The 25,380-nt window shown below is 43.6% G+C and carries 20 protein-coding genes; all 20 read right to left on the bottom strand.

Translation table 11 applies throughout. The annotated features are described in order from the left end of the window. Nucleotides 1–474: 474 nt before the first annotated feature. The 20 genes from QTN47_RS11745 to QTN47_RS11840 all read right to left on the bottom strand — a co-directional run bounded on the left by QTN47_RS11745 (nucleotide 475) and on the right by QTN47_RS11840 (nucleotide 25,068). Nucleotides 475–3,288 (bottom strand): DUF6519 domain-containing protein, encoded by a 2,814-nt coding sequence (locus QTN47_RS11745; protein WP_369329568.1) that lies wholly within the window; start codon nucleotides 3,286–3,288, stop codon nucleotides 475–477. 332 nt (nucleotides 3,289–3,620) lie between these two features. Continuing rightward, a complete protein-coding gene (locus tag QTN47_RS11750; RefSeq protein WP_369329569.1) occupies nucleotides 3,621–5,672 on the bottom strand; it encodes a hypothetical protein in 2,052 nt (683 codons plus the stop codon). Beyond that, nucleotides 5,669–8,356, bottom strand: coding sequence for a putative baseplate assembly protein (locus QTN47_RS11755; RefSeq protein ID WP_369329570.1), 2,688 nt, complete (start codon nucleotides 8,354–8,356; stop codon nucleotides 5,669–5,671). The genes QTN47_RS11750 and QTN47_RS11755 overlap by 4 nt, the downstream gene beginning before the upstream one ends. Nucleotides 8,357–8,520: 164 nt before the next feature. Further along, nucleotides 8,521–11,091 carry a baseplate J/gp47 family protein gene (locus QTN47_RS11760; protein ID WP_369329571.1) on the bottom strand — a complete coding sequence of 857 codons (2,571 nt, stop codon included), beginning with the start codon at nucleotides 11,089–11,091 and terminating at the stop codon, nucleotides 8,521–8,523. A 3-nt stretch (nucleotides 11,092–11,094) separates the two neighbouring features. Then, nucleotides 11,095–11,445, bottom strand: coding sequence for a GPW/gp25 family protein (locus QTN47_RS11765; protein ID WP_369329572.1), 351 nt, complete (start codon nucleotides 11,443–11,445; stop codon nucleotides 11,095–11,097). Between the two features lie 164 nt (nucleotides 11,446–11,609). Continuing rightward, entirely contained in the window at nucleotides 11,610–11,930 is a 321-nt protein-coding gene (locus QTN47_RS11770; protein ID WP_369329573.1) for a hypothetical protein, read from the bottom strand. 211 nt (nucleotides 11,931–12,141) lie between these two features. Next, the gene (locus QTN47_RS11775) at nucleotides 12,142–12,654 is read right to left on the bottom strand and encodes a phage baseplate assembly protein V (RefSeq protein WP_369329574.1); all 513 of its coding nucleotides are present in this window, start codon (nucleotides 12,652–12,654) and stop codon (nucleotides 12,142–12,144) included. 15 nt (nucleotides 12,655–12,669) lie between these two features. Next, on the bottom strand, nucleotides 12,670–13,797 hold the full coding sequence (locus QTN47_RS11780) for a hypothetical protein (protein ID WP_369329575.1): 1,128 nt from the start codon (nucleotides 13,795–13,797) through the stop codon (nucleotides 12,670–12,672). Between the two features lies 1 nt (nucleotide 13,798). Beyond that, the gene (locus QTN47_RS11785) at nucleotides 13,799–14,152 is read right to left on the bottom strand and encodes a LysM peptidoglycan-binding domain-containing protein (RefSeq protein ID WP_369329576.1); all 354 of its coding nucleotides are present in this window, start codon (nucleotides 14,150–14,152) and stop codon (nucleotides 13,799–13,801) included. Beyond that, entirely contained in the window at nucleotides 14,152–14,799 is a 648-nt protein-coding gene (locus QTN47_RS11790) for a hypothetical protein (protein WP_369329577.1), read from the bottom strand. The genes QTN47_RS11785 and QTN47_RS11790 overlap by 1 nt, the downstream gene beginning before the upstream one ends. Nucleotides 14,800–15,046: 247 nt before the next feature. After that, nucleotides 15,047–15,310, bottom strand: coding sequence for a hypothetical protein (locus QTN47_RS11795; RefSeq protein WP_369329578.1), 264 nt, complete (start codon nucleotides 15,308–15,310; stop codon nucleotides 15,047–15,049). Next, the gene (locus tag QTN47_RS11800; protein ID WP_369329579.1) at nucleotides 15,307–17,322 is read right to left on the bottom strand and encodes an ATP-binding protein; all 2,016 of its coding nucleotides are present in this window, start codon (nucleotides 17,320–17,322) and stop codon (nucleotides 15,307–15,309) included. Before QTN47_RS11800 ends, QTN47_RS11795 begins: the two co-directional genes overlap by 4 nt. Then, nucleotides 17,319–18,629 (bottom strand): Pvc16 family protein, encoded by a 1,311-nt coding sequence (locus QTN47_RS11805; RefSeq protein ID WP_369329580.1) that lies wholly within the window; start codon nucleotides 18,627–18,629, stop codon nucleotides 17,319–17,321. Before QTN47_RS11805 ends, QTN47_RS11800 begins: the two co-directional genes overlap by 4 nt. Further along, nucleotides 18,629–19,387 carry a hypothetical protein gene (locus QTN47_RS11810; RefSeq protein ID WP_369329581.1) on the bottom strand — a complete coding sequence of 253 codons (759 nt, stop codon included), beginning with the start codon at nucleotides 19,385–19,387 and terminating at the stop codon, nucleotides 18,629–18,631. Before QTN47_RS11810 ends, QTN47_RS11805 begins: the two co-directional genes overlap by 1 nt. After that, nucleotides 19,384–20,112 carry a T4 family baseplate hub assembly chaperone gene (locus tag QTN47_RS11815; RefSeq protein ID WP_369329582.1) on the bottom strand — a complete coding sequence of 243 codons (729 nt, stop codon included), beginning with the start codon at nucleotides 20,110–20,112 and terminating at the stop codon, nucleotides 19,384–19,386. The genes QTN47_RS11810 and QTN47_RS11815 overlap by 4 nt, the downstream gene beginning before the upstream one ends. Nucleotides 20,113–20,122: 10 nt before the next feature. Further along, nucleotides 20,123–20,647: a phage tail protein gene (locus tag QTN47_RS11820; protein ID WP_369329583.1), complete on the bottom strand. Its 525-nt coding sequence runs from the start codon at nucleotides 20,645–20,647 to the stop codon at nucleotides 20,123–20,125. Nucleotides 20,648–20,658: 11 nt separating this feature from the next. After that, on the bottom strand, nucleotides 20,659–22,257 hold the full coding sequence (locus tag QTN47_RS11825) for a phage tail sheath family protein (RefSeq protein ID WP_369329584.1): 1,599 nt from the start codon (nucleotides 22,255–22,257) through the stop codon (nucleotides 20,659–20,661). Nucleotides 22,258–22,593: 336 nt separating this feature from the next. Then, entirely contained in the window at nucleotides 22,594–23,109 is a 516-nt protein-coding gene (gene nusG, locus QTN47_RS11830; RefSeq protein WP_369329585.1) for a transcription termination/antitermination protein NusG, read from the bottom strand. A gap of 904 nt (nucleotides 23,110–24,013) precedes the next feature. Beyond that, a complete protein-coding gene (locus QTN47_RS11835; RefSeq protein WP_369329586.1) occupies nucleotides 24,014–24,313 on the bottom strand; it encodes a hypothetical protein in 300 nt (99 codons plus the stop codon). Between the two features lie 92 nt (nucleotides 24,314–24,405). After that, on the bottom strand, nucleotides 24,406–25,068 hold the full coding sequence (locus QTN47_RS11840; RefSeq protein WP_369329587.1) for a zinc ribbon domain-containing protein: 663 nt from the start codon (nucleotides 25,066–25,068) through the stop codon (nucleotides 24,406–24,408). Nucleotides 25,069–25,380: the final 312 nt, after the last annotated feature.

Consider the following 25,380-nt stretch of genomic DNA (forward strand, 5'->3'; position numbering starts at 1 on the left):
CTATCAGAACAAACTTACGCATGCAGAGACCGCAACAACTGCTAACAACTGACCAATACCAAAGGAAAACGTCACACATAGTGAAGTTAGAAAATATTGCTGAAAGATCAAAGCGTAAAATACAATGCCGGCAAGGTTTTTTGATATTTTAATCTTATTATTAATTCAATACAAGTGAAACAATTTTCTTGGTCGGCAAGGTTCTGTTTCGATGACATACTTGCAAAGGACGAATTCACTTTGCAAAACCCTAAGCACCTAAAATGTCAACCCCTCGGGTTTTCGAATACAATTCTTGATAGCCACCATCTATAATAATTTCATCCCTTCGCGATTTACCCCATTGGCAGTTTTTTTTTCTCAACCATGCAAAACTTGTCTAGTATAAATATGACTCCAAAAATATCTGACATGCGATAGCTTAAATGTCACTCCTTACCTCATGCCTGATACCTGATACCTTACACCTCACTCCTAAGTATTATTCTGATAAACAACACCCGCCTTTACTGTCGTACTTGCAATTTTACCGGGCGTTACGTTCCACATTACAACCCACTGAGCAGTCCCTGGTTTAGCTTGCAAGGGATTTACATTGATGCCGAACGAAAAACTTTTTTTCTGATCTCCGTCGAAGCTTGTAGCCATATTCTGAGAGACTATTACTCTGAAGCCGAGGTTTCCCCAAACTCTTATGCCGTCAATATCTGTATTATCGTTGGCAACTAATCTTTCCAGTGTCAGTGTGTTGTTTTCTATCAGGATATTGCTTCCGTTCCCTGCAAAAATTCCATAGCGATCCAGCTTGCCAACGGTAGTTGGTAACGTTACTGCAATTGTATTATTGGAGATAGACAGATTTGAAATGCTATCCGGTTGTACCACCGCCGTTCTGTGACTTACACCCACATGAATACCCTGCAAAACATCTGTTATAACGTTGCCGGATATATGCAGATTCTTTCCCACCTGCCCACCAACAGTGATGCCTTGCGCGGCAATGCTCCTTGTTTGTGTGGCGGCAGCCTGAACAAAGATGCCAAATTGCCTGAACCTGTCCTGCAATACGCTTTCAGTAACAAATCTTGTTGCCAGCTTTTGTACGCGAATCTGCAATTCCTTCTCAGATTTTGCTGGTGCCGGATAAAGTGTTTCCATGGCCCTTTTCCATTCATTCTGTAACGATTGATCGCTTTTGAAGTTGACAGAAAAATTACCTGACGTAATGGTTACGTTGTTCGATCCTGCAGGCGGGCTACCCGCTTTACTTATCTGAAGATTTGAAGAGAGCAACTTGCGCAAGCCCAACTCCAGTTGTTTGTTGAGACCACCGGAAGCAGGTGTTGAATAAACTTTCAGGCTGTTCCGTTCAATCCAGCAGTTGGAAGCATTGATAACAAGTATGCCCTGTTGCAGGTTTCCTATTTGCAAATCGCAATCTTCAATGCGCACCGGGCAAGGAGTTGCAGCATCATTGGTCACTGTAATACAGGTGCAATTACGTGTTGCGCTTGCACCACTTTTTAAACTTAAATGATCAACATTTACAGCCTCACATCCTGTAAAGCTGAAAACGCCATTCAAGTGCACTGCCAATGCTGGTTGATTGGGGCTCACTGCCCCGCCTTCAGCATAAAGGTCACGTACGTTAACTGTCTTGCAATGATCAAAAATAATAGCAGTTTCAGCATTAGCAGAAACAATACGACTCGCAGGACCACATCCCACCATTTTAAGGTTGCCTTTATTTTTAAGCACCACCGGATTCGCAAGAGGATAAAGTCCGGATTGAAAACAGATCTGTGCGTCCATTCCGTCAGCTAGCGTGGTTAATGCGCTTTCCCAGCCTGCACCCGGCTTTACAACAATGGTACAGGAACCCCCGCCACTGCGCTGGCATAGCAAATCCAATGCCTGTTGCACAGTTGTGGCTTGCGGAAAATTACAGTTGGTATTATTAAAGCAAACATCTTCGGCGCAAATGCCGGTTAATGAAGGAAACTTAGGCCGGCAATCTATAAAATTTACCTGGCCGCCTTTAGCAACCAGCAGCCCCAATTTCCCAAAGTGTCTTTTTATTCCTGAAGGCGATTGAGGAATGGAAAACTGTAAATTATCAACAGGCCATTCAATATTTCCGGTAGCTGTTCTGGCAGGGATCAACCAATAGTCACCGGTGCGGTAAGTACCTGCACTGAACAAAACCTGTACCCCACTTTCAATGGTGATCCAGTCGTTCGTCATGGCGATCCCATTATCCATACCTGTTCCTGAAACATCCCATCTGCGGAGCTTTAAACCGGTCTTGCCTGCATACTGCGGGATCGCTGTTTTAAACGTTACTTTCAACAGATCCTGATCGATAGTATCAATCTGAACCAATGTACCTCCTGCCATTGTAGGCTCGATCTCTACAATTTCAACCCATTGACCGTTTGCAAATCCAAGGACATCATCTTTGCCAATATCAGCAACAGTTACTGCGCTGTCAAATACCTGCATAATATTTGTTTCAACAGATGCATTGTCCCGCGACCATGTGAATGTAGCCACGCTACGATCCCCGCCTTTAGCAATTTGAATCCGGTATAACTGATTCTCCAGGCCACTATATCCTGAACTCGGCGGAAGAACACAGGGCGTTTTCTGCGATGTGTTCTTTACGGCCTGCGCATTCATTTTGCCGGTTGTTGCAGCTATTGTATTATCCCATTCGCTGAAACCCGTAGCACATGAAGGAGAAATAACATCTGTTACTTTTAATATTTTTACCTGCCATACATTTTGCAAACGGGTTGTAGTATCTGCTTCTCCCAGTGCAACTTCCTGAATGTGCGGATCATCATGAAAATTTCTTTCCCGCTGCCAGCCTTCAACATACACAATATATGTTCCGTCTTTTAAGGGTGGTTTAACCGGACTTGCAGGCGAGCCGGGGGGGCTCGTTGGAATATTGAAATCAGACAGATCCGGATTGAGATAATACGGCTGTTGCAAATAAGTTGTTGTTCCAGGCTCAAGTTCAAATAACAGTCCATCCAGATATATACGGCCCGGCAATATGGTAAAGTCACTGCCATCAGCAAATGGAACAATAAAGAAACCATTATTCTGCTTAGGTATACCTGTTGCGCCGATAACATCTACCGTTTCAGTTGAAATGCGATATTGCTGAATGTCCACCTGCTCGTTCCAGTCAGCATCAACCTGTACCCTTCCCTGCTGCTCAAGCACTGCACTGTAGTGCTTTTTAGCATCGAATAGTTTTCTTGAATAATCGCCTGGCATAGTTAATAAGGTTTGTGAAATGATGTACGACTTTCTATGTATGATGTTAGATGTACGATGTTAGATGTAGGATGTCAGATGTAGGATGTTAGATGTATGAGGAACGTCTGATTTGCTAATGTCCGATCTCTGATTTTATGAGGACGTTTTGACCTGAATATATGCCTCACTATTTATGAGCATGTATTTAAAGTAAGTTAGACATCTATCAATCAGACATCAGAAATTTAAAAAATATGTTTGAAATATTTGCTGACAGAATTCTGTTACACGCTTGCCACAAAACGAATTCAGAGATCAGCAAATCAGATATCAGCGATATTCCTGATCTGTTACGATGCCAAAAATATCCCTGCCTGCAAGCTGAATCGCAAATATTCATTTAATCGCGTACGCAAGTTGGTCAAGCGTTGAGGTTGATATAAATCGCGGAATACGCCCATTTCGGCTTCGTTGTCTGCGCCTTCGGTTATTTCAACTGCACAAAGCCTGCTCAGTTGGCAATAAGCAGCATCCCCATATTTTAGAGAATTGAACATCGGCCGTATTCTTGTTGCGTCTGTATCATCTGCCGGCTGACAATTAAACCTGCGTGGCAATCTTGAGCCTGGCGGAATATAGGAGTATCTTACGCAGCCTTCCTGCAAACGTTGTGCAGTAACAGGAAGAATATCATTTGCGTCTTTCGCAGATGCAGCGTAAAAGATGACATTTGAAGCCAGCTGCATAATACGGGTGGCTACTTTACCAATGACGGTAGTATTTTCTACCTGCAATACAGCACCATAGCTATCAAGTCCGTTAAGACCACAATAAGCAACTGCGTTATCACTTAATGCATCAACAATTGAATTGGAAATATAAACAGTTGAAGAATCACTGGCCCGGATAGCACCCGTTATCGATTTATTTATTTTAACCGTAACATCGGCCATCTCTACAATTAATCTTGGCTGTTGCGATTGGGTTGCAACTGTTCCTATTTGTGCACTTGGTCCAGGTAATAAAGTACAGTGTGTTACCTGCAATGAATCAAGCTGGTTAACTTTTCCGGAGCCGTCCGTTTCCGGCAATCGTAAACATCCACCGCTTACCAGCAATCCATTCAGGCTAAGAACAGCGTTTTCTCCTCCAAAAATTTCCAGATCATCATCCAGTACCAAAACGGGCCGTTGTTTATCCTGGGCCCTTATTTCAATTTTTTTTCCATCAGCAATTTTTACTGAAGGTGTTTCAATGTAATAAGCATTGTCCGTAATTTCTATTATGCCACCTGTCTGTTCCAATACATTTAATGCCGCTTGTATGGTGGGATGCTGATTGGGTACCTGCACAACCGCTAACTCAGACATAAAACTATCTGAGCGAGCATATTCGCCGCCACCAATCTTATCACTGAATCCGTAATAATAGTTCACAGATACTTTTTGTGGAGGAGGCTGTAGCGCAGGAAATGCGATACGGCCCAGCACAGGATCTACAGCAACTTTACTTTGTGGCATATTAACCCAATCGCCGGATCCATCTGTGGCATCGCTCAGATTACAAATGCTTACAAATTCTTTATCATCAATAAACACACTTCTGTCTACACCATAATAGTCATCCGTATAATTGTACATTACGGTACGGCTAATGGGCATAGGTACATTTACCGGTGTGGACAAATGTGTTATTTCATCTTCAGGTACCGGATGATTGTACAACTGTGTGTCTTTACCCAATGCATCAAATTTGTAGCGGCGGTCATCTACTTTATAAGCTGGTGCGCTTGTAATTGAGTAGCTATCCAGTCTCCAAAGAAATATGCCAACATTGGGAATATTGTATTTCCCCCTGCGCGATTCAATATTACGCACATCGAGTGTACGTGTTAGTTTATCGAAAGGCGTATTTACATATTCCATTTTCTCCCAGTTGCGAAGTGCAGAAACGGAAAGGTTAGTGGGTCTAAGATGGTTAAGATATTGTGTTGTGGCAAGCAATTGAAAATATTCAACCACATTGGCTGTCCATCCGGTAACATCTCTCGCCAGTTGTTCCAGTACGGCTGCTGTTCCTTTACGGCGACGGTAAGATATTGTATTTGCCACCTGCGCCCTTTCGCTGAATGACGCACCGGGAAAAGTTATCAGTCCGCGTGTTCCGACCAGGCCACCAATATATGGAACCACCCATTCGGCGCAGGTTTCAATAAACTGATCATCATATAGCTGGTCGAAATTTTCTTCAAGCACTGCAATCTGCTCTGCAATCAATCCCAGCAACGCCTTTAACGGGCCATCAAATTCTTGTCCGGGAACCAGGCTGTTACCACTCTCCTGGTCGCGCACCTGGTTAAAGAGTGGCAGTAATTTGAATATGGTTTCTTTAGTAAAGCTCATGATATGACTTTAAGATCAACCGGTCGCGGATCGAGCGTTAACAATTCAGCACCCTTTACTGATGTTGTTGTAATAACAGGCATTGCAGCATCAATCACGTCAGGTATATTGGTTGCAGGATCTTCTGATCTTACCAATGAATTAATATTAACAGCTATTACGCCGGGTGTTTGTTGCATACAGGCAACCACTTCGCTATAGGTTACGGATTGCGCAAACTTTCTTGCTTTGAAAGAAAATGTATCACGCAGATTTTTTTCAACTGCAGCTATCACATTTGCAGCTATATAGTCAGGATCAACCACGACGTTAGCGGAGATCTGGAAATATCGCGGACTATATGAAGCAATTTTAATTGCCACACGTGGATCACCAGCTTTATTAATTGCAGCAAGAAGATTGATGCCCAGCTTACTGTCCTCAGGAACTTCAGCGCCATCGGTACCTGCAACAGTTATGTAAACATGTCGTCTTCCATTTACAAGCGTCCATGTTGCAAGTGTTTTTTCAATGCCTGCAAACGCCCTTGCAAAATCTTCGTAGTCTTGTAGCGATACTACGCGACCCAAAGTAAGAATGGTTAAAGACGCATTATTTCTTGCGCTATCCAATTGTTCTGCATCCTGTGCCCCGTTGGCCGAAACAGGGTTTATGGCGGATTTAACGCCTAATGGTTTTGTTTGAAGCTGCGATAACTGATTGGCTTTAACCAAGCCGCCAGTCCCTATTCCTTTTCTGTATGTTGCTTTAATGTTTTGTAAACCGGTAGGCACTCTCGCCCCGTTGATGCCATCGCCAAAGGTTACAATGGTATTGCTATCATTGTCCTGCCTTGTTATATAAATTCGTTCATCCTGACCATGATCTAAAAAGTAGGGCACTTCATGCCATAACAGATCATTTACGCGAATTTCCAAAGTTGATTGAACTCCGCTATCAGTATCTGCAGTGATAAAAGTTAATGGTGGTTGTTTTAATTTGAATGTCTGGAATATTGTACTGGCATCTCCGTTGCCAAGTACTTCCTGAACAGTTTCCCCGTGTGTTGCCATAGCAACATTTGCGTTGATGGCAACGGTTTTCCTGATGTAGGAATATTGAATACCGGGGTCAACAAATGTGAGTTCCGTAAAGCCGCCTATTATCTCAACTGTTTTTATAAAAAGCAATTCACTGCTCGAAACGCCCTGCAGATCACTGCGTTCCCCGCTAATGATAATTGCCTGTCCTTCGCGCAGGCCGGGATAATAACGGTCCAGTGTTAATGTAACGCCGGTTACTTCATCTTCAATCGGCAATTCCGCAAGATCTAATTGCTCGCTTTGTGCATATACAACAATAGAACGTAAGCTTGCCAACGTTGTACCGGATCCCCACCAATCACTCGTTGAATCAATAGATAGTTTTGTCGTTTTGGTACTCATGCCATATTCGGTTCTCGATGTAACGTTAACAGCATTCACTTTGTAAAAAGAAACACTTGGATTGGTAGCATCAGGATTCTGGATGGCAATGTAACTGTCGTCTACGATTTCTTCGTATGCATTGTCAAGATACACAATGTTGTTTTTTTCGATACCGGAAATATCCCATTCTGTCCAGCTGGATGGAGGGTTTGGAATATTGCCGTTATATGTTATCTTCTTTTGAGCGTTGTACCCAAATACCGGGGCACGTTTCCGGAAGACAAAAGCCGAAGATTCTGTTTCAGGAGGAAGACCCGCAGCTTGTGTATTTATACTTTGATAAACATCCTTTGGTACCCATCTGTTTGTATTCACCAGTATATTGAAGTCAGACTCTTTCCACGCAACCTTGTTAACCAGACCGAACACAACGTTCTGATTCAGCAAAACAGGATTCAATATTTGAGCAAGATTACCAAAGGCAAATACAGGCTTGCGATAATTGGGCAGTGTTGTTACCGTCTTAAGATTTAACCTTGTTGTCCTGGCATCATTATCTACAACAATATTGAAAATCGTTTTCAGCTTGATGCCGTTGTCAGGGTAGTTAACACGCAAAATATCGCCCTTCTTCAAATTAAGATTTGTGCCTTTTAAAAGAATTATATTGTCAGTTTCTACCAACGGATCCTGGGGTTGTGTAAGCCGGGGTTTTATATTATTCCATTCTGCTCTTGCAGATATGTTTTCAACCGTTTCAAATGTCTGTGCTTTCTCGCCTGGGCCAGGAATGCTTTGTAGTTTAATTCCTTTGTCAATCGTGATTGGCGGAAGGCTTTGCAATAAGCCAGTCAGATTATTAGATGGAAGCACAGGACCAAGCGCACTGGCAGAATCATCCAATGTAAATGCTATGTATGCAGTTGCCGCTACACCCGGACGCAATTCATAACCGATCAGCCTTGCAAGTTGCAGTATGGAAAATCTTTCAGTTGCGGTAGCGAGATAAGATTCATTGGCAATCCGTTCCTGGTAGAATGTAAGCACATCTGAAACAACAGACCATGCATCCAGCAATGCAATAGAGAAGTCATTGTCTTCTCTTGTTGTGAGATTCTTTAGCGTAGGCTGGTCCGCCAGTGACAACCTTGCTAAAAGACTCTCCTTAAATTGAGGATGCGTACCCACTCTGTAAGCAATAGCATTCAGGCCCGCCCGGTTATAAATTTCAACCGGCGTTTGAACGGATAAACCTTCACAGCAATGACAAGTATCCATGGGAATGTACGATGTTAGGTGTACGATGTTAGATGTGAGGAGGAGTTTTTAGTTGTACGTTTTAGCCTTTTTTTTGTGAAAATTATGTCGCCGGGCTCATTGTCAATTTTCAATTGTCAATTTTCAATTCTTTGTGTTTCTCCGTGCCCTTGTGCCTCCGTGGTTTATTTGCCGCCTTCTAACGTTAAGTTGAAAACGCCGTGTTCCGGAAAATTAGGATCGTTATCCAAACGAGCTATTTCGGTTCGTCCTATTAGCAGTGTGCCACTTAACAAAAACTCGTTCGTGTCTTTACCCTGCCGTTGGAATTTAGTTATGGTAACAGCACCGACTCCTGGCACTTTTTGTAACGCGGTATAAATGGGACTTAGATAAACCGGTTGCCCGAAGCTAAAATTATCAGGGTGAAAAACGCCTAAACTACCGTCAGGCAATTGGCGGTTACTCAGTACGTTTAAGAGTGCACTTTTAACCTGGCTTCTGAAATAATCCCGCAATACGCACACCGTTATATCAATTTGAAGTGATACAAATACCGGATTTTCTACCTCCAGGTCCTGTCCTGCCATGCGATATTTTTCAATGCAGTTCCGGAGCTGTGTTTCAAAATCATCTTTAATTACTGCCCCGCCCAATCTGTCCACAGTGAGAAAAACAGTGCGCCAGCTTCCCGTCCAGCGCAAAGTGGCTGCACTGCGTTGTATGTCTGGAGAACATATTCTGGACACATCTTCATAATCCTGCATGGTCACGGCTCTTTTTTGAGTTCTGAAAGCAATAGGAGCGCGTTTTCTTACCAGCTCTATGGTTTCAGCCTCCAGGCCGCCAGTCGCAGGCAGCGGATTGATAATGCTTAAAATTGAATCGTTTGATATAGCACCGTCGCTGCTTACCAGGTGCTTTAAAGCCTGTGCACCAATATTGCCGTTTAAGCCATTGCCAACGCGATACACAGCATCTAACGGCACATCGCTTGATGGTCTTTTGCCCTGCACATCATTTCCAAACCGCAGGTAAGAGATTCCATTTCCTTCCACTTCAGCAACAAAGTTTTTGTCATTGGCGTTGCTGCTTATCAGATCACGCAAAGGCAACCACCGGCTGTTATTGGCTTGTTCTTCCAATTTAATTGCAGGGAGCACATCTTTCATTTCCCACCGCAAGGCAGCGGTGGCAGACGCTGGTGGAGCATCCATATTATATGACGCAGCCTGGGTAAGCGGGCCTTTTTTCAACGCGGGATGGTAACGGGGAGCAACAGGTGTGATCGTTGTTTTTTCACAGGCATTGCAGCCTGGTTCTACTATATTTAATTCAACCTCACTATTGGTAGCATCGGGCACTGCCGGAAGTGGCTCATTTGGCAATGTAAGGCCATGATCTACTAAAACATTGTTACCTAAAACAACACTTACCACAACATCATTTCCGTCATCATCATCAGATGTGATACACAGGGGAAATGGCAGCGCATCAGCATCGCTCCATGTTATTTCAGTTACCAGTCTCGGCGCATATTGAGGTGGTGAGCTATTTACAAATCCGATGGGATCTGATGACAAGGCTACTTCTGTGAGCCGCACCGCATGCCTGTGCTTTGGGTCAGCATCGCCAGCCTTTCCCGTTCCTGGTCCAAGCACTTCCTGGAAGATCAGGATCTGGCCAACCTGTAATGCAGGCAGATGTGTATCCAATGTAGCACTGGTTGCACCTTTGGGCAGACAACAATTCTTTTGAGCCCATGTGTAGAAATACATTGTATTGTGCCGGGCATCGAGAACGGTGTCATGCATCAGCTCAAATATTTCTACTGAGCCATCATTAACCACATTATTGAATTCTTTATTGTCGGGCTTTAATACGTTCGGTAATTTAAAGGACTTAGTCAGTACCTTGGTTATAATGCCATTCGCTTCCTTTAGCAAAGGCAGGCCCGCTATGCCTTCAGCCACTTCTATATGCGCCCATGTGCGTGCATTACATCCGTCATGCATGTAGTAATCAACCAACCTGGCATGTCTGCGCACAGATATTCTTTTTCGCGCCGTACCAAGATAAGCTTCGGTAGCAATTGCATCCTGCCGGTAGCTAAGGTAGTCCCCCACCCACGCCAGCAACTCAACCAGCATTACACCAGGATCGGCAGCATTGTTTTCCCGCCATTGAGGAAACAACAACGCCATCCTGTCGAGCATTAACTGCCGGAATCCTTCATAATCCTTGGCCAGGTAATTGATATCCGGCGCCTGCTGTACCTCCGGAGAGCAGTTGCAGGAAGAATTACAATCAAAATCAGAAGGACATAAAACTTTAAACGAAAAGTCAACAGACGAGAGAATCGGATCAAAACCTGCAGGTGGATCCAAATGACCAATATCCTGAACTACCTTAAGTGTGTAAGTGGAAAAATCACCAGCTTGATCCACCTGTACGACCAGAATATTGTTATTGCTTTCCGGTGGAGACGCTGGCGGAGAAAGTGGTGAAGTGATCAGACCTACTGATACATTTTTAACTGAAATATGCTGAATACGCTCACCGCCTTGTATAATAATATTTGGGACAGAAAGTTCACCCGGAGCCAGGTCCTTCAGGAAATGTACCATCAGAACAGTCTGGCGCACATCATCCGGGTCGGACGGATTGTCAACCACTTCAAGGAAATCAATTCCATTCAGTAACGGATGATTGATTACCGCAGTACGACGTTCATCTGTACAACAAGAAAATTTCATACACTATCGGGTAAAAGTTGCCTGAGTTGTTTGTTGCGTCAGGCGAACAGTATAAACAACTGTTACAGTCAGCGTACCTTCATCATTGTCGACCCGGACCTCGTTCACGTCAATCAGGTTTCCCAGCCATTGCTGTAGTGAGCTTTGTACCAGGAATTGAGTCGTTGCAACGAGTTCATCGCTATTGGGCTCAAACACAAGCTGCATTAACCCACTACCAAAGGTTGGGCGGTTAACACGTTCGCCCGGAGATGTAAACAATACCTGCTCAATCATGCTGCGGATGTGCTTATCATCAGTGGTGCCGGCTGTTTTGCCGTTGTGTTCAAACTGTATGGGAAATTTGAGGTTCACGATGGAAAGTCAAAATTTAAAAGTAAAAAGTCAAAACCTTGCGTTGGGTAGACTTCGTTATCGTTTAAGCCAATGCAAATTCAAAGTCAAAAATTCAAAAAGCTAACTCCTAACCTTCGCTTCAATAAACGTACAACGTAAAACTTACAACTTACAACCCGTTTTCAGCTTCCAATCACCCTCACCTGTGTAGCCACAATCAACAAGGGTGTACCGTTAGGAATGCAGGTAGCCTGGCTATCCATCAACAGAACGGGCATGCCATTAGACAATATTCTTGCTGCAGCTGTCACCCATTGCCCCGTAACACATGGAACGGGTGCACCTGATACGTTAAAGGGGCAACCTGCTATAACATAAGGTGCAGGCTGCATCACAATCGGCTGTCCGCTTACCAATACCCGCGGATTGGGAGTGGTTGGCTGTGCTTGCCCACCGTGTGCACATAGTACTGTTGCTCCTACGTGAAGTAATGGTCCTGGCATGGGGTGAATGTTAGATGTACGATTTTAGATGCCCGCCCGAACGTTCCGTCGGAACGGGCGGGTACGATGTTGGAGGCAGGATGTCTGATACCTGATTTGATGATGTCTGATTTATTAAATACCCCTCCATGCATTTTCCCATTTGCATATTTGCAAATTTGCTCATTCGCACATTTAACTCCATTTTCAATTTTCAATTGTCAATTATCCATTAAGTAACAGTTAATGCTCCATTGTTGATCGTAATCATCGGCCCAACCATATAAATACTGGCGCCCTTGCCGTTATCGATGTAAATTCCGGTATCGTTGACAGTAAGGAAAGCTCCTGTGGGTGATTTAAGCATGATGCCCCCGACAGGGCCCGCTATTAAATCACTGATCACAAATGTATTCTGACTGGTAGATTGCATTACAATATTCGGCAGTCCCGGTACACCAGCCAGCGCCAATGCCGGTACTTCTGCAGCTGACCCCCAAAAGCCGCCGGTCCATATGGGATAGTCAGGATCCCCCCCTTCAAATTCAACCCATACACCAGCGCCGATAATGGGCAACACATACACGCCCATTTGCGGACCTGCTATTGGTACGCAAGGCATCGCCCAGCTTGAAACTGCAAGTCCTAATACATCCGGAACCTGGATAAGAAGTCTTGCTTTTTGCAAGGGATCGATATTATTTAGAACAAGGCCGCGGTATTTACCATAATATTTATCACTCATAAAAAATACAATTTATTAAGCAGGAACTTTTGGAACTGTAGATACCAGTCCGTTCCTTGTTAACGTAAAATCCTGTGTATATGTGCCACGCTGAATTTTATGCTTAACGCTTTTTACAAAATACAATCCGTCAAATGCATCACCAGCACCTCTTACACCAACAAGCCCCCGCGATTTAAGAACATGTCCGTAACGGACTACGTTTAATGTACCGTTGGCTGTCACCACATCCGATGTGCGTGATGATTGCGCTACGCCCAATGCCAATGCCTGCATCGGGCTAAGTTTGGCAGTATCTTTTAACTTGTCTAATTGAACGTCTATCGGCGGAATTAATCCTAATGGAGGCTGCAATGGATTAAGATCAGGAATTGGAATTGGTATCGGTGTTCTTGTTTCCTGTATCTGAATGAACACTAACGGAATACCCTTTGACGAAGCATCGAAGGTAAAATTCAATGATTCAATATTTGTATGTGCATCCATGTTTATGTTTAGTGCTGGTTGCGGCACACCAACTTTTATCTCAGGCCCCCAATATGCTACGCTTGTGCCTACAGCAGGTCCCGGTTCAAGATAAAACACGTAGCCATTATCATTTGCCAGCTGCTGAATGTAGGCGAGATCTTTTCCTTTTTGCGTTGGTATTTTATCTGTAACGATGGGTATATCCATAAACAGTGTTGGGATCACCAATGGGATAATTCCAAACACTGCATATTTTGCCAGGATTAACAGCACCCGCGCTTCTGCCGGCATGCAGGGAAACGGGAAACCGGAAAAGTCGATATAACCCATCAGGCTGGTGAGATCCGTCCCCATCACCGTAAATGTTGATTCACCTGTTTGCACATTTGGTGTTAACTGGTGATTGACGATCATGCCGTCCATCAACACATTTGGTGTTCCATTTATATTGACTGCGACGATTGTTCGTACAAAAGGACCGGCCTGTCCCACCAGCAAAAGCAACGTGTTTAAAGGCGACTTACTGCTGAAATTAAACACGAGCGAGAAGCCGCTTGCCTGCCCCGCAGAGGATGTTACTTCAATGCTGGACAACGCATCAACAATTGGTTTGGGAACCGGTATAGGTACACCAACTCCTATATATAACGAAACACTAATTTTCCCTTTAAGCATCTTAAAAAGTACGTATACCTGCAGGTTGTGTAATCCTTAAAACGGAACCGGGATGATCAGTCAGCTCCTCAGGCGCAATGGTTACATTGGCATCGGCAATTTGCCAGAACTGTCCCGGATCTCCAATAGTTGCAGTGGCTATATTGTCCAGCCTGTCTCCTTCTTTTACCACATAGATCTGCATTAACTCAAGTGATTCAGGCGGAGGGATAACGCGCCTCCGCAGATAAGCAACATTTGTACCGTCAGACTTCTGAAACGTTGCCGTACCTACCGGATAATAACGGCTTGTAGGCGACAGGTTATTGATTGGCTGGCTGCTTGCCTGCAACAATGTTTGAAGTGGATCTGCCATCAGATAGTATTTATGCCAAGGTCACTTAATGAACCTGCGCGGGCCAGCCCTGCAAGTTTTTCTTTATTCTGTTGATAGCTTAGATACAAGCTGGAGCCTTTGTGATCAAAGCCAAGATCATCAACACTCAGTACCCGAAGTCCCATACTCACTTTAGCACGTATGGGGTTAAGGTTCGCATCAAATGCTTCTTCTGTAACACTGAAATCTGTTATGCGCACAGGTATAATGCGATTTTTGTTCCAGACAAATAATGTTAATGGCGTTTCCATCGGAACAATTTCCAAAGTTCCTGATGATGCCTGGCTGTTATTGGAGATCAGTTGTGTGCTTGTCGGGTAAATTATTGTTTCCAATGCAGCCAACTGCGGATGAATACCGCTTTGCGCAGTAACACTGTCACCATTTTGCATCTGATCGGTCGCATCAATTTCCGCATCAAGCTTTATGGTTTCAACCGGCGGGCCGGTTAAGCGCAAGGGTTGCGACCTGTTATTGGCATCATGCAAGCTCTGCGCCTGTAATGTTCTGGTTAGCGTATCAGGGTTGTATTGAAGCGTAATGATCCTTATTACTTTTGAAGTAGTTGGATCGATAAGCACTAACCCTCCCCTGATAAGCTTGGGTGAACCGGGAAATGAAGACATTTGATGTTAGATGTTAGATGTACGATGTACGATGTAGTTGATGGCTGATATTAGATTTCTGATTTCTGATTTGAAGATCGCTGATTTATTAACACTTAGCCCGCTGTTTTTAGTTCTGTTGTCTGGTCAATAAAACCATGACACGAACGATACTGGTAGTGCTTCTCCGCAGTTTTTACTTTTTACTTTTGAATTTTTACTTCCTCCAAACCTGATACCTGAAACCTGATACCTTACACCTCACACCTCACCCCTTCCCCTTCAGCGTTGCGTGCACAGAATTTGCAACTGCTGCACCAACGCTAGCCGGCTTGCTGTTGGTTTGAAGTGAGAAAGTTCCGGCATTTACATAAGGAATATCTATCGAATGCTTTAGTAATGGTGTAATTCCCTGTTTGGCAAGCGCTTCAGTAAGTGCTGTCTGGAGCGCCTCTCCTATTTGAAGTTTGTCTCCGTGGGCAAAGCCGTGCAGGACAATTTGATCAATATTGATTTCAATATTTTGGTTCATTTCAGCAAACCTATTTCTGTATTGGTCAACGATTTTTCGATCTTTTCATATTCGCTGCGTAAGGCACGTTGCACATGTTGCATACTAACTGCGTCACCTTCGCTCGCCGCAATAAAAGCAGCATTCATAGCGATGTTTTTTATATTTCCGCCGGCAATGTTTAGTCTGGCGAGCTTGGCAATATCAAGATTATTTAATGGTGTTGCCGAAGGAAAAATGCGTTTCCATATTTCAGCACGCTGTTCAATATCAGGAAACGGAAATTGTACAACAAAACGGATCCTTCTCATCCATGCCTTGTCCATCACATTCTTCATATTCGTGGTTAAAATGGCAAGGCCGCGATAGGCTTCCATACGCTGCAGTAAATAGCTTATCTCAACATTGGCATAACGGTCGTGACTATCCTTAACTTCGCTTCTTTTGCCAAAGAGTGCATCGGCTTCATCAAACAATAAGATGGCACCACCATCCTCGGCAGCATCAAATATTCTTTTGAGATTCTTTTCAGTTTCCCCGATGTATTTATTTACTACCTGGCTTAGATCAATCCTGTAGAGGTCCAGCTTAAGCTCTTTCGCCAGCACCTCTGAAGCCATTGTTTTACCTGTACCGCTTTCTCCCGCAAATATGGCAGTAATGCCCAATCCGCGGTTATTACGTTGCGCAAAGCCCCAATCGTTATATACCTGTGCGCGGTACTTTGTGTGAATGATGAGATCTCTTAGTATTTCTTTTTGCGCTTCGGGAAGAATAAGATCATCCATTTGTGCAATTGCTTCAATACGATGGGCAAGCTCTCCTATATCAGGTCTTGAATGAATGCAACAGGTCTTCCATAAATCATTCAGTAGATCTTTAGCGTGATCGCCGTTTAAAGGTGTTTCGTTTTGAGTTACCAATTGTCTGCTGGCGTCTGTTATTGTTTTTGCACTGAAATTAAACTGAGCAACCAGCCTGTTCAATTCCCTGTCTGATATATTGGTACTTTCTTCAAGACTTTTTTTCCACAGATCAAGCTGTTCGGCTGATGTAGGTTTCGCCACCTCAAACAGACCATACCTGGTATTGTTACTCAGGGTTGCCCGGCTTACATTCACTATCATCGGGCTTTGTATGTTACCGATGAAACTATTCACTACCTGCATACGTTGCCTGTCTGATGTATCCACATCACTATTATCAATCATTAATGCATAGGATTTTAGTGCAGCTTCCCTGTTCCACAGCCTCGCCAACTCAACAATATCTTTGGTCGCCGAAGGAATTGCATGTACGGGTATTGTATAGGGGTAAAAACCAAGTTGCCGGCACACATATACAGCGATGTTATTTTTATCAGGTTTGTTATCACCACTTAGTTGTATTGGCTGAAATCCGCTGGTATTGAATTTCTCAAGACAAGTCTGAATTATATTTTTTGCAAGCTCAATATGTGAGGGTACGAGATCCTGCTGTAAAGATGCTGGCTCTATAATTCCTGTAAGCCTTTCATCAAGATGATTTACACCAGCAAGATAGTGGAGAATATGTTCATCAATCCTGATCGGTGCTTTTGAAATAAGCTGATCGGTATTTAACTCGATCAATCGCCAGTAACGCAACGGTGCATTGGGCGACAATGCGCTCCAATGTGCACCGGGAAGACTTGCGAGCACAAGACTGAAAGTGGGAAGACAGGCATTTACATTTCCCTGTAAACCGGCTATTAAAGATGCAAAACTGCTATCCAGTTCAACAGCGGCACATGTTACCAGCAGATCCTTCTCAAATGAAGACAATCCAAAGACATTTACAATGTTGTCCAACGCCGCAGGCACCTTCATTTCTACCGCCAATATGTTGAGTTGTTCCTGAAGATTATTGACAGCAGAAGTATTTTCTTCAATACCCACTCCGTTATCTTCCAGGGTTGCTTTGTACAAACTTAAGCGTGCATACAACAATGACATGGTCGCAGACAGATATTTCTGATTGCCGCTCACCCACTGCGTATTCGCACTATCTGTCATGGCACTATTACTTTAGGACTTTTGTAAACACCTGTACCTGGATCAGCAACCAGTTGGCTTTCCGCACCGTCCACTTGCAAACGCATCAGGTATCCGCCGGATGCAACACCTGCAACAGGAATATTAATTGTTTCCGCCGGAGGTCCGGCCACAGTCATTTTTTCCACCTCAAAAACATAGGATCCTGTAGTAGGCGTCAACCCGTTTAGCAACAAACGGACATTTTGTTTATTAACGATGCCCGGCTTTACTTTCACCTGTATGTTGCCGCCAAAAAAACCGCCTATCGTACTTCCTGATGCTGTTCCATCTGCAGTAACAAAAGGACTTAATATGAATGACTGCATGGGCGAAGCCTGACCGTTGTGTAGTTTTTGTGGCTGATCAATTCCCATTGGTATGGGATGTATCACCTGTACACCTTGCATGCCGGCTTTTAAACCTGCGGGCAAAGCTAGTTGGATGGTTGTATCTGTAACATCATCATCTGCAGGCGTTATTTCATTACCGCCTACAACCACCTTCAAATTCTCATCAAAAAGTCTTCTTCCTTCCAATACAAGTGTAGAGGATGAGAAGATCAATTGATTGGGTAATGTTGGTTCAGGCGGCGTTGGGATAGATATTATGTTTTCAATTATTGGTTGATTAAATGGCACTACATATACCCTTCTGTCCTGTACGGGCAATGCAGTCTTGGTTGGCCTTGTACTTTGTATCAACACAACAGTTACCCTGTACGCCGCAGTAGGCCTGTACTTGGCGCCAAAAGCCGTCCACAGTTTAGACATCTCTTCTGCATTCAACAACTCCGGTGTTATTTTCAGCATCTCCACCTGGTCGGCCAAACCGGTTGAAGCAAGCGCCTGTAAAGTTGGCGGCAGACTTGACAGATTTACATCATCGGGAGGAGTAAGCGATTTGTTGATTGCGTCACGTGATAATACCGGGTTCTCATGAAACAACTGCATTCCATAGCCTAGCAGTATCTCAGTATGCAATTGTGGCCCACTTGTGTAGGCCGAAAGAAGATAGTGCAGATCTAACGCAAGCGGTGGATTGCTTATACGATGACCATTTGTATTGAATGAGGGAAACCCCTCATTGCGCCATCCCTGGTTGGGTGTAGCCTGGTACATATACAGGTTTAACTGGGTTCCTTCTCCTGCAGTATCAATGCGATCAGGGGGAAGTGATGTAACAGTTACAGCAGCACCTACCGCTGTGGTAATGTTATTGATCACCCCGTCATTCAACAAGTCCTTCAGTACCTGTGTTACACCAGCTATGGCAAGCGCAGTACTCATTAATTACTGCCATTTTTCTTCTTTAAAAAATCATCCAGCGACATGCCCGCTTTTGGGCGTTGCATTTCTTTGGAGGGCGTTTGCTGGGTAACGGCCCGCACATCTATGCGGCCAATGTTCACTTTTATGGTAGGTGATGGTTGTGCTGTTATATTATCATCCGGCGGTTCATTTTTATACAACTGTTTGAATGCGTTGATAACTGCCATATTTATCTCTAACTGCGGCGTAAGCTGTATATTTTGTTGTAAGGAAAAAATATCCGGTTGATGCTCCGGTTTTTTGTCATCAATATTTGTCTGGTTATATCTCAGTAAAACCTGATCTGTCTGATCAGATTTGTCAACGAAAGTTGTAAGGCGCTTTTCAACAGGCTGTGTTACGTCTACATCTCTTGAAAATGGCCCGGGACTCTTTATATCTGCAACTGCTTCATTTATTTGGTCGTTGTTTATGCCAGATAATAATGGCTTTGCAAGCAATGAGCCTTCACTCGTTGCATCATTTTCGCGCAGGTCATCTGTAAACAGATCCGGTTGTTTTGGCAAACGTCCTTCCTGAATATTTGCAGAATCGTTTTTATCCGGATATACCGACTTGTTTGCCGACGGCGTTGCGCTTTCTTTTTCTGCTGCGACCTCATTAATTGATGACTGCTGAAAACCTGAAAAAGATTCAAATCTGCCCTTGAGCCTCGGAGAAATATTGGCTGCGGGATTTGTTTGTTTGCTAATCAGATGATTAAAAAAACCGTTCATGCAAAGATCATTTGAAGATAAAGCTGACGCCGTTGAGGACTCATGTTCAATATATCATGCTCTGACCATCCAAAATGTCTTGCCAGAACATACACTTCCTGCACCATATTTTTTGCCCAGGCATTTATTTCCGTCCATAGATAGCTTTGGATATCGAAATGAGAAAGCCATTCATGCGCACATGCAGGGCATGTAAGCAGAACAGTTATATCAGCCTGCGCATCTTCTTTGCTGATCCTTTCTTCCAATGCATCTAACACATATCGCGGCAAATCTTCAACAAGGCAGGGTTCGTTATCTCTTTTTATTTCAAGCAGGCATTGCCGCAATAAGATCAATTCATTTTCTTCATCCGTACAACCCTTTTGCACCTGCTTTATATCTGCACTTACAGGAAGACGGAAACGTAATTCAAAATCGTCGACTTTGATTTGAAAGTCAGAAGTAGCATGTGAATGCTGCAACATAAAATCATTGACATCATTCTCCCATTCAACTTTTTCACCGCACGATGGGCAGACCGCTGTGTTCAGCAATTTTGATCCGAACATCCACTTGCGAAGCTGCAGCAACCTGGCATCACGCTGACCAATACTTAACGTTGCCGGATTGGTATCATCCTTTGAAGACGCATATTGCAGCAGCGCCAATGACCTGTCCGTTTGCGAATGTTGCAAACCATTTTCCCAAACCTGCAATAATTCAGGAGCTGTAAGTGATCGCATGATCAGTTAATCAGGAAGGTTCAGTGAAAGATGGTTCGGAAGGTTCAGTTACCGCGTAGTCTCTTTCCCATCCTTCATTTTCCAGTTTAATGTGCTGTATGGCAACGGCATTGGCATTGGCATCAAGGTCAGACAATGCCTGGAATTCAGATACCCAGCATCTGAAAACGTTATATGCAATTACCAGCTGGCCTGCTTCATTATACAGCTCAATTGTAATGTCTTTCCGGAAATCCTTGAGTGATGTTTCTGCGCCCAGGCCGGATCCGAAGTTCCAAACCTTGTTGGCCCATTTTTCAAACTCAGTGTCGTGAGTAACACCCCGTTCAAGTGTTATTGCATCAAACTCTGTGCGTCCGGGACTTTTGCGGCTGCTGCTGGGATCGCCACCATCACGGTGTTTTACAACTTCAGTTGTCTTTTTCAACATACTTACTTTGCTTACACCTGCAACGTACCTGCCATCCCACTTAACCCTGAACTTAAAATTTTTGTACGGATCAAACCGTTGTGCATTTACTGTAAACTGTGGCATAACTTAATTTTTTAGGTGTCGATTTGTCCAGCTAGTTGCTGAATTTTTATAATTACAAATTCGGCTGGTTTCAGTGGTGCAAAAGCTACCAGTATATTTACAATGCCGAGATCAATATCGTTTTGCGTAGTTGTTTCCTTATCACATTTTACCAGGTATGCTTCTTTGGGTGTTTTGCCCTGGAAAGCTCCCTGGCGGAAAAGGTTCTGCATAAAGGCTCCTACGTTAAGTCTTATCTGCGCCCACAATGGTTCGTCGTTCGGTTCAAACACCACCCATTTTGTCCCCCTGAATAATGATTCTTCGATAAATAATGCAGTCCTTCTTACGGCAACGTATTTGTATTCATCCGCCAACTGATCTGCACCGCGCATGGTTCTGGCACCCCATATCACGCGGCCTATTACCGGGAATGTGCGGAAGCAGTTAATGCCCAGCGGATTTAATTGTCCATTCTCTTTATCTGATAAATTTATCTGAAGGCTTTGCACGCCATTCAATGCAACATCAATGCCTGCGGGAGATTTCCACACACCACGATTGGTGTCCGTTGTAGCCATTAACCCTGCAACAATTCCTGAGGGCGCAAAAAGATCAGGTTGATTCTCTCTTAACGGATCAGCCTTTACAACCAGCGGATAGTACAAAGCAGCATTCCTTGCATCAATGCCTGAAACACCAAGTGAACCCAGGTTTTGAATAGGATTGCTTACCGCCTTGTCTACATTTGCACCCCATGCAGCGGGCGGATCAACGATCAACATCGCTCTTTTTTCCACACATAATTTTACGGCTTTGGAATAAGTTGAGGCAGCGGTATCAACACCCCTTACGGGAGGTGGGATGCACAGCAGATTAAACAGGTCTGTTTTCAACAGCGCGTAGATGCCGGTTTTCAGGTTTTCATCGCCCTCATATTCTGCAAAAGTTAATTCATCTCCATCCGTAACTTCTGATGCGGCAACCGGACTGGTTGTTTCCAACGGGCGAACATTTGGCACAACCCATTTGCCATCACTGTCTTTTATTACGCCAACAACGGTTGAGTTCTGATCTAATACGCGTGGCAAAAAACGGGAAGAATCTTTCTTAAGTGAAACAAGCAGATATTCCTCCAGCTTTTGATTTTGCTGTGTTTCTTCATTTTTTTGATAGATCACCAGGTTGAAGAGATCCGGATCAGGTGCAGGTGGCGACAATGGAGAGGCCGTTGGGTCCTGTGTATTATAATTAACTTCAGCAAGAAGCGAGCTTCCCCACGCACCGGGGCTAGACGCTTCAAGGATCAGCATATCATTTGGAGATGCGGCACCGGTTGGCAAAGCGATCTGCGCCGTCCCTGCATTGTTATCAATGCGTACTATTACAGCCTGGCTACCACCATTAAGATAGAAATCCTGAACGGCGTAGCTCATGGTACTTTCTGTCCATAAACCTCCGAACTGCCGGTCATAATCTGCAAAACTGTTGATAATTGTCGGCTCATCTACCGGCCCCATTAAAGCTCTGCCAATAAACGCCGTTATGGAGGTAGCTACACCTGTAATTGTTCGTACGCCACTGGGAATCTCTTCGATATAAACGCCGGGATAAGTTGTTTGTACTGGCATAGCTGTAGGTTTTATTTAGTTATGTACGATGTTAGATGTACGGTGTATGGTGTTAGATGTACGATGTTAAGATGTTTGATGTTGGTGTGCGATGTACGATGTAGGAAATCGCTGATCGCTGATTTTAGGATGTCTGATCAAAATGTACGATGTGCGATTTTAGATGCCCGCCCGAACGTTCCGTCGGAACGGGCGGGTACGATGTCAAAAATCGCTGATGTCTGATTTTGGGATTTCTGATTTGAAATGCAGGCAGCACCTAAATCCTTATGCCTTACGCCTCAAACCTGATACCTGATACCTTAAAGCTCACGACCGATAGCTGATAGCCCACAGCTAAACAGCATTTACCTCCAAACAATACGAAGGCATATCAACCAATATATTCCGCTGAAGCAATTCGATCCTTACAAGTATCTTGTTCTTGCCGCGGTGTTCAATCACTTCACAGGAAAAACCTTTGAACGGGCCTGCGTGAATGTTTACTGTTGCTCCGGGATTAAAATGCCCGGAAAGAACTTCTATATCATCCAGCTTGTTGGAAATGATCGCCTGAAGTTTATGAATGATTGATTCCTTTATACTGGCTATCTGGTTACCAATTTTTACAAAGTATAACACACCCGGAATTTGCAGGCTATCAAAATAATGTTGAAGATTTTCCAGCTTAACAAATACATAGGAAGGAAAAAGCGGCATCTGCACGTATTTCTTTTTTGTGGGCCAGATCCTTAAAATTCTTGTCGTAGGCAGAAAATACTGGAGTTCCATTCCACCAAGTTGTTGCGCTACTTTTTTTTCGTGACGGGACTTCGTATAAATAACGTACCACCCGGTGCTGAAATCGTGCATAAGGCAAAGCAATTTTTAGGTGATGATAAGCCTTCCGCGTTTATCCTGGAACGGAAAGAATGCAGTTTGGTGGTGAGGGAGTAAAGCTATCGCTACTGCAACGTACTTGCAGCCATCCAAATAGTAAAATAAATTTCGAAAAACAATGCTTATACGAGACTTTAGCGGATCTGTATAAAGCTTTTGTTGTAATAGGTCTAACGTGTCATTCCATTGTGGGGGAAGAATGATACTTATAACTAAAACTAAACTAATAAAGTTTTTTTTAAAATTCAAGTAGCCGGAGCAGTTTTGTCAAATAATTAATTAGCGTTTGTACTTGCTTATCATGCGATAATGATGGATTTTGCGAAAGAGAATACAAGTAAAGAATGAAGTAAGGAAGGTTGTATTTTTTGAAAATAATTCGTAGAGATGAAAAGCCCTGCGCCCCACGTTGATGCCTGACGTGACAAAGGATCGAAACTTATTAAGGAGTTTAATTAATACCAGGATGTGGATAGTGCTTTCATTTGCGCTCGCCCTTACAGGGCTTATTTACATTTAGCTCTCAGAACCACAGGGCGTTGCCCAGTGCTAATGCCTGCGCCCTTTCAGGGCTTCTTAAATGCAATATTTATCGTGCCTGTTTCATAAAGAATGAGCGCTTTGGAGCAGGTGACCGATATTATATTGCATAATTTAATGTATGAAACGGCAATTCTCGTGTTACGCACAAGGCTGAAGGCCTTGGAGCATTAGCATGGGGCAACGCCCTATGGACAAAATAACAAATAACCATCAAGCCCTGAAAGGGCGCAAGCAAATTCTCACAATATTGTTTTTAGGTCGTTGTAAATGATATGGATACGTTTTTCTGCTGAAAATCACGCGTCATAATAGGTTTAGGGTTAAACAGTTCTTTTTACTCCTTACAGTATTTACCTATCAAACCTCCGCCATCCAAACATCCATCTTTATCTATTGTAAACACATGGTTCTCTCCCGCTATTGATATTGTTACTTTGTCTCCATCTTTTTTAAAAGTGCCGGATTGAGTAATACCCATCGCGGATATTTCAACGCCGTTTTTTGAGGTGAAAGCAATTTTTTCAAGAAATGCATCACCTTTGGCAACATAGGTACCAGACAATCCTTTACACCCTGCGATATATATTATCAGGATTAACAGACAGATAAATACGAGTAAATTTATCCTTTTCATAATCAGAACGACTTGAGGGGTTATGTATGATTTTACAGTGAAACTGACGCATTCGGTTCAAACGCATTATCAGTTTGTAGCCTGGCTATGTATCATTCTTTCCTTCCAAAATAAAAACTGGCGATTGTTCCGATCAGCGTGACATAAAAACCGAATCCCACCGACATCATGCTCCTTGCTTCCTTTGCCATTGCTTCTCCAAAGCCAAAAGCATCATTGCCGGCTTTAGGTACAGACGGATTGGCTGTTTTATACAAACCAATGCCGGCATAGATCACAAGTATCAGCGCGCCCACCAACAATGCCCTCTTATATTTTGCCAGTTGCGGAATGAATTGTGAAGCGATGATCGCAGCGAGACTTAACGGGATAAGGTAAAGCAGGAAAGGCACCAGTATACTATCAGGAGTCATGTCCAGCATTTTCGACAGTCCGAAACAAGAAAAACTTTGACTTGCAACGAACGCATTTAGTTTAAACCATGGCAGAAAACACCCCAGCAATGCCAAAGCTGCAAACAAAATGGATTTGTTCTTTAGTGCTGCGTTAATATCAATTTTTTGAAGCGCACTTGCGTCGAAAGAAAATGCAGGTGTAGAAAGCGCTGCGTTACACTTTGTACACATGACCTGGTTGGATGCAGTCGGAGAGCCACATGAGGGACAAAAACTTTTTTCGGTACGTGGATTAACTCCGCATTTGGGGCAGGCGATAGCTTTATCACTTACCTCGTTTCCACAATTTCTGCAATACATGATGATTGATTTTAATTGCTTGTTTTAATTATTGTTGCAACAGGCCGGCGAAGCTTTGTTTCGTGCTTCGCCATCATGCATCAAATGTATTCGCGCAGTCAGCGGATATCAATCTTGATTTATTTTTTGCGGCTGGTAATTTATTTTTTGATTTAAAATTTTTTTGTGTACTGCGGGCAGACCTGGATGCAAACAAATGCCCTGTGGTCCTCTGTGTCTGCTTTGTGCCCTTTGTGTAACTTTTTTTGTTACACAGAGAAACAGCCGGAGAAAGCACGGAGGACCACAGCGCTTGCGCCGAAGATTGTCCAT

It is taken from the genome of Danxiaibacter flavus, assembly GCF_041060425.1.
In the GTDB taxonomy this organism is placed as follows: domain Bacteria; phylum Bacteroidota; class Bacteroidia; order Chitinophagales; family Chitinophagaceae; genus Danxiaibacter; species Danxiaibacter flavus.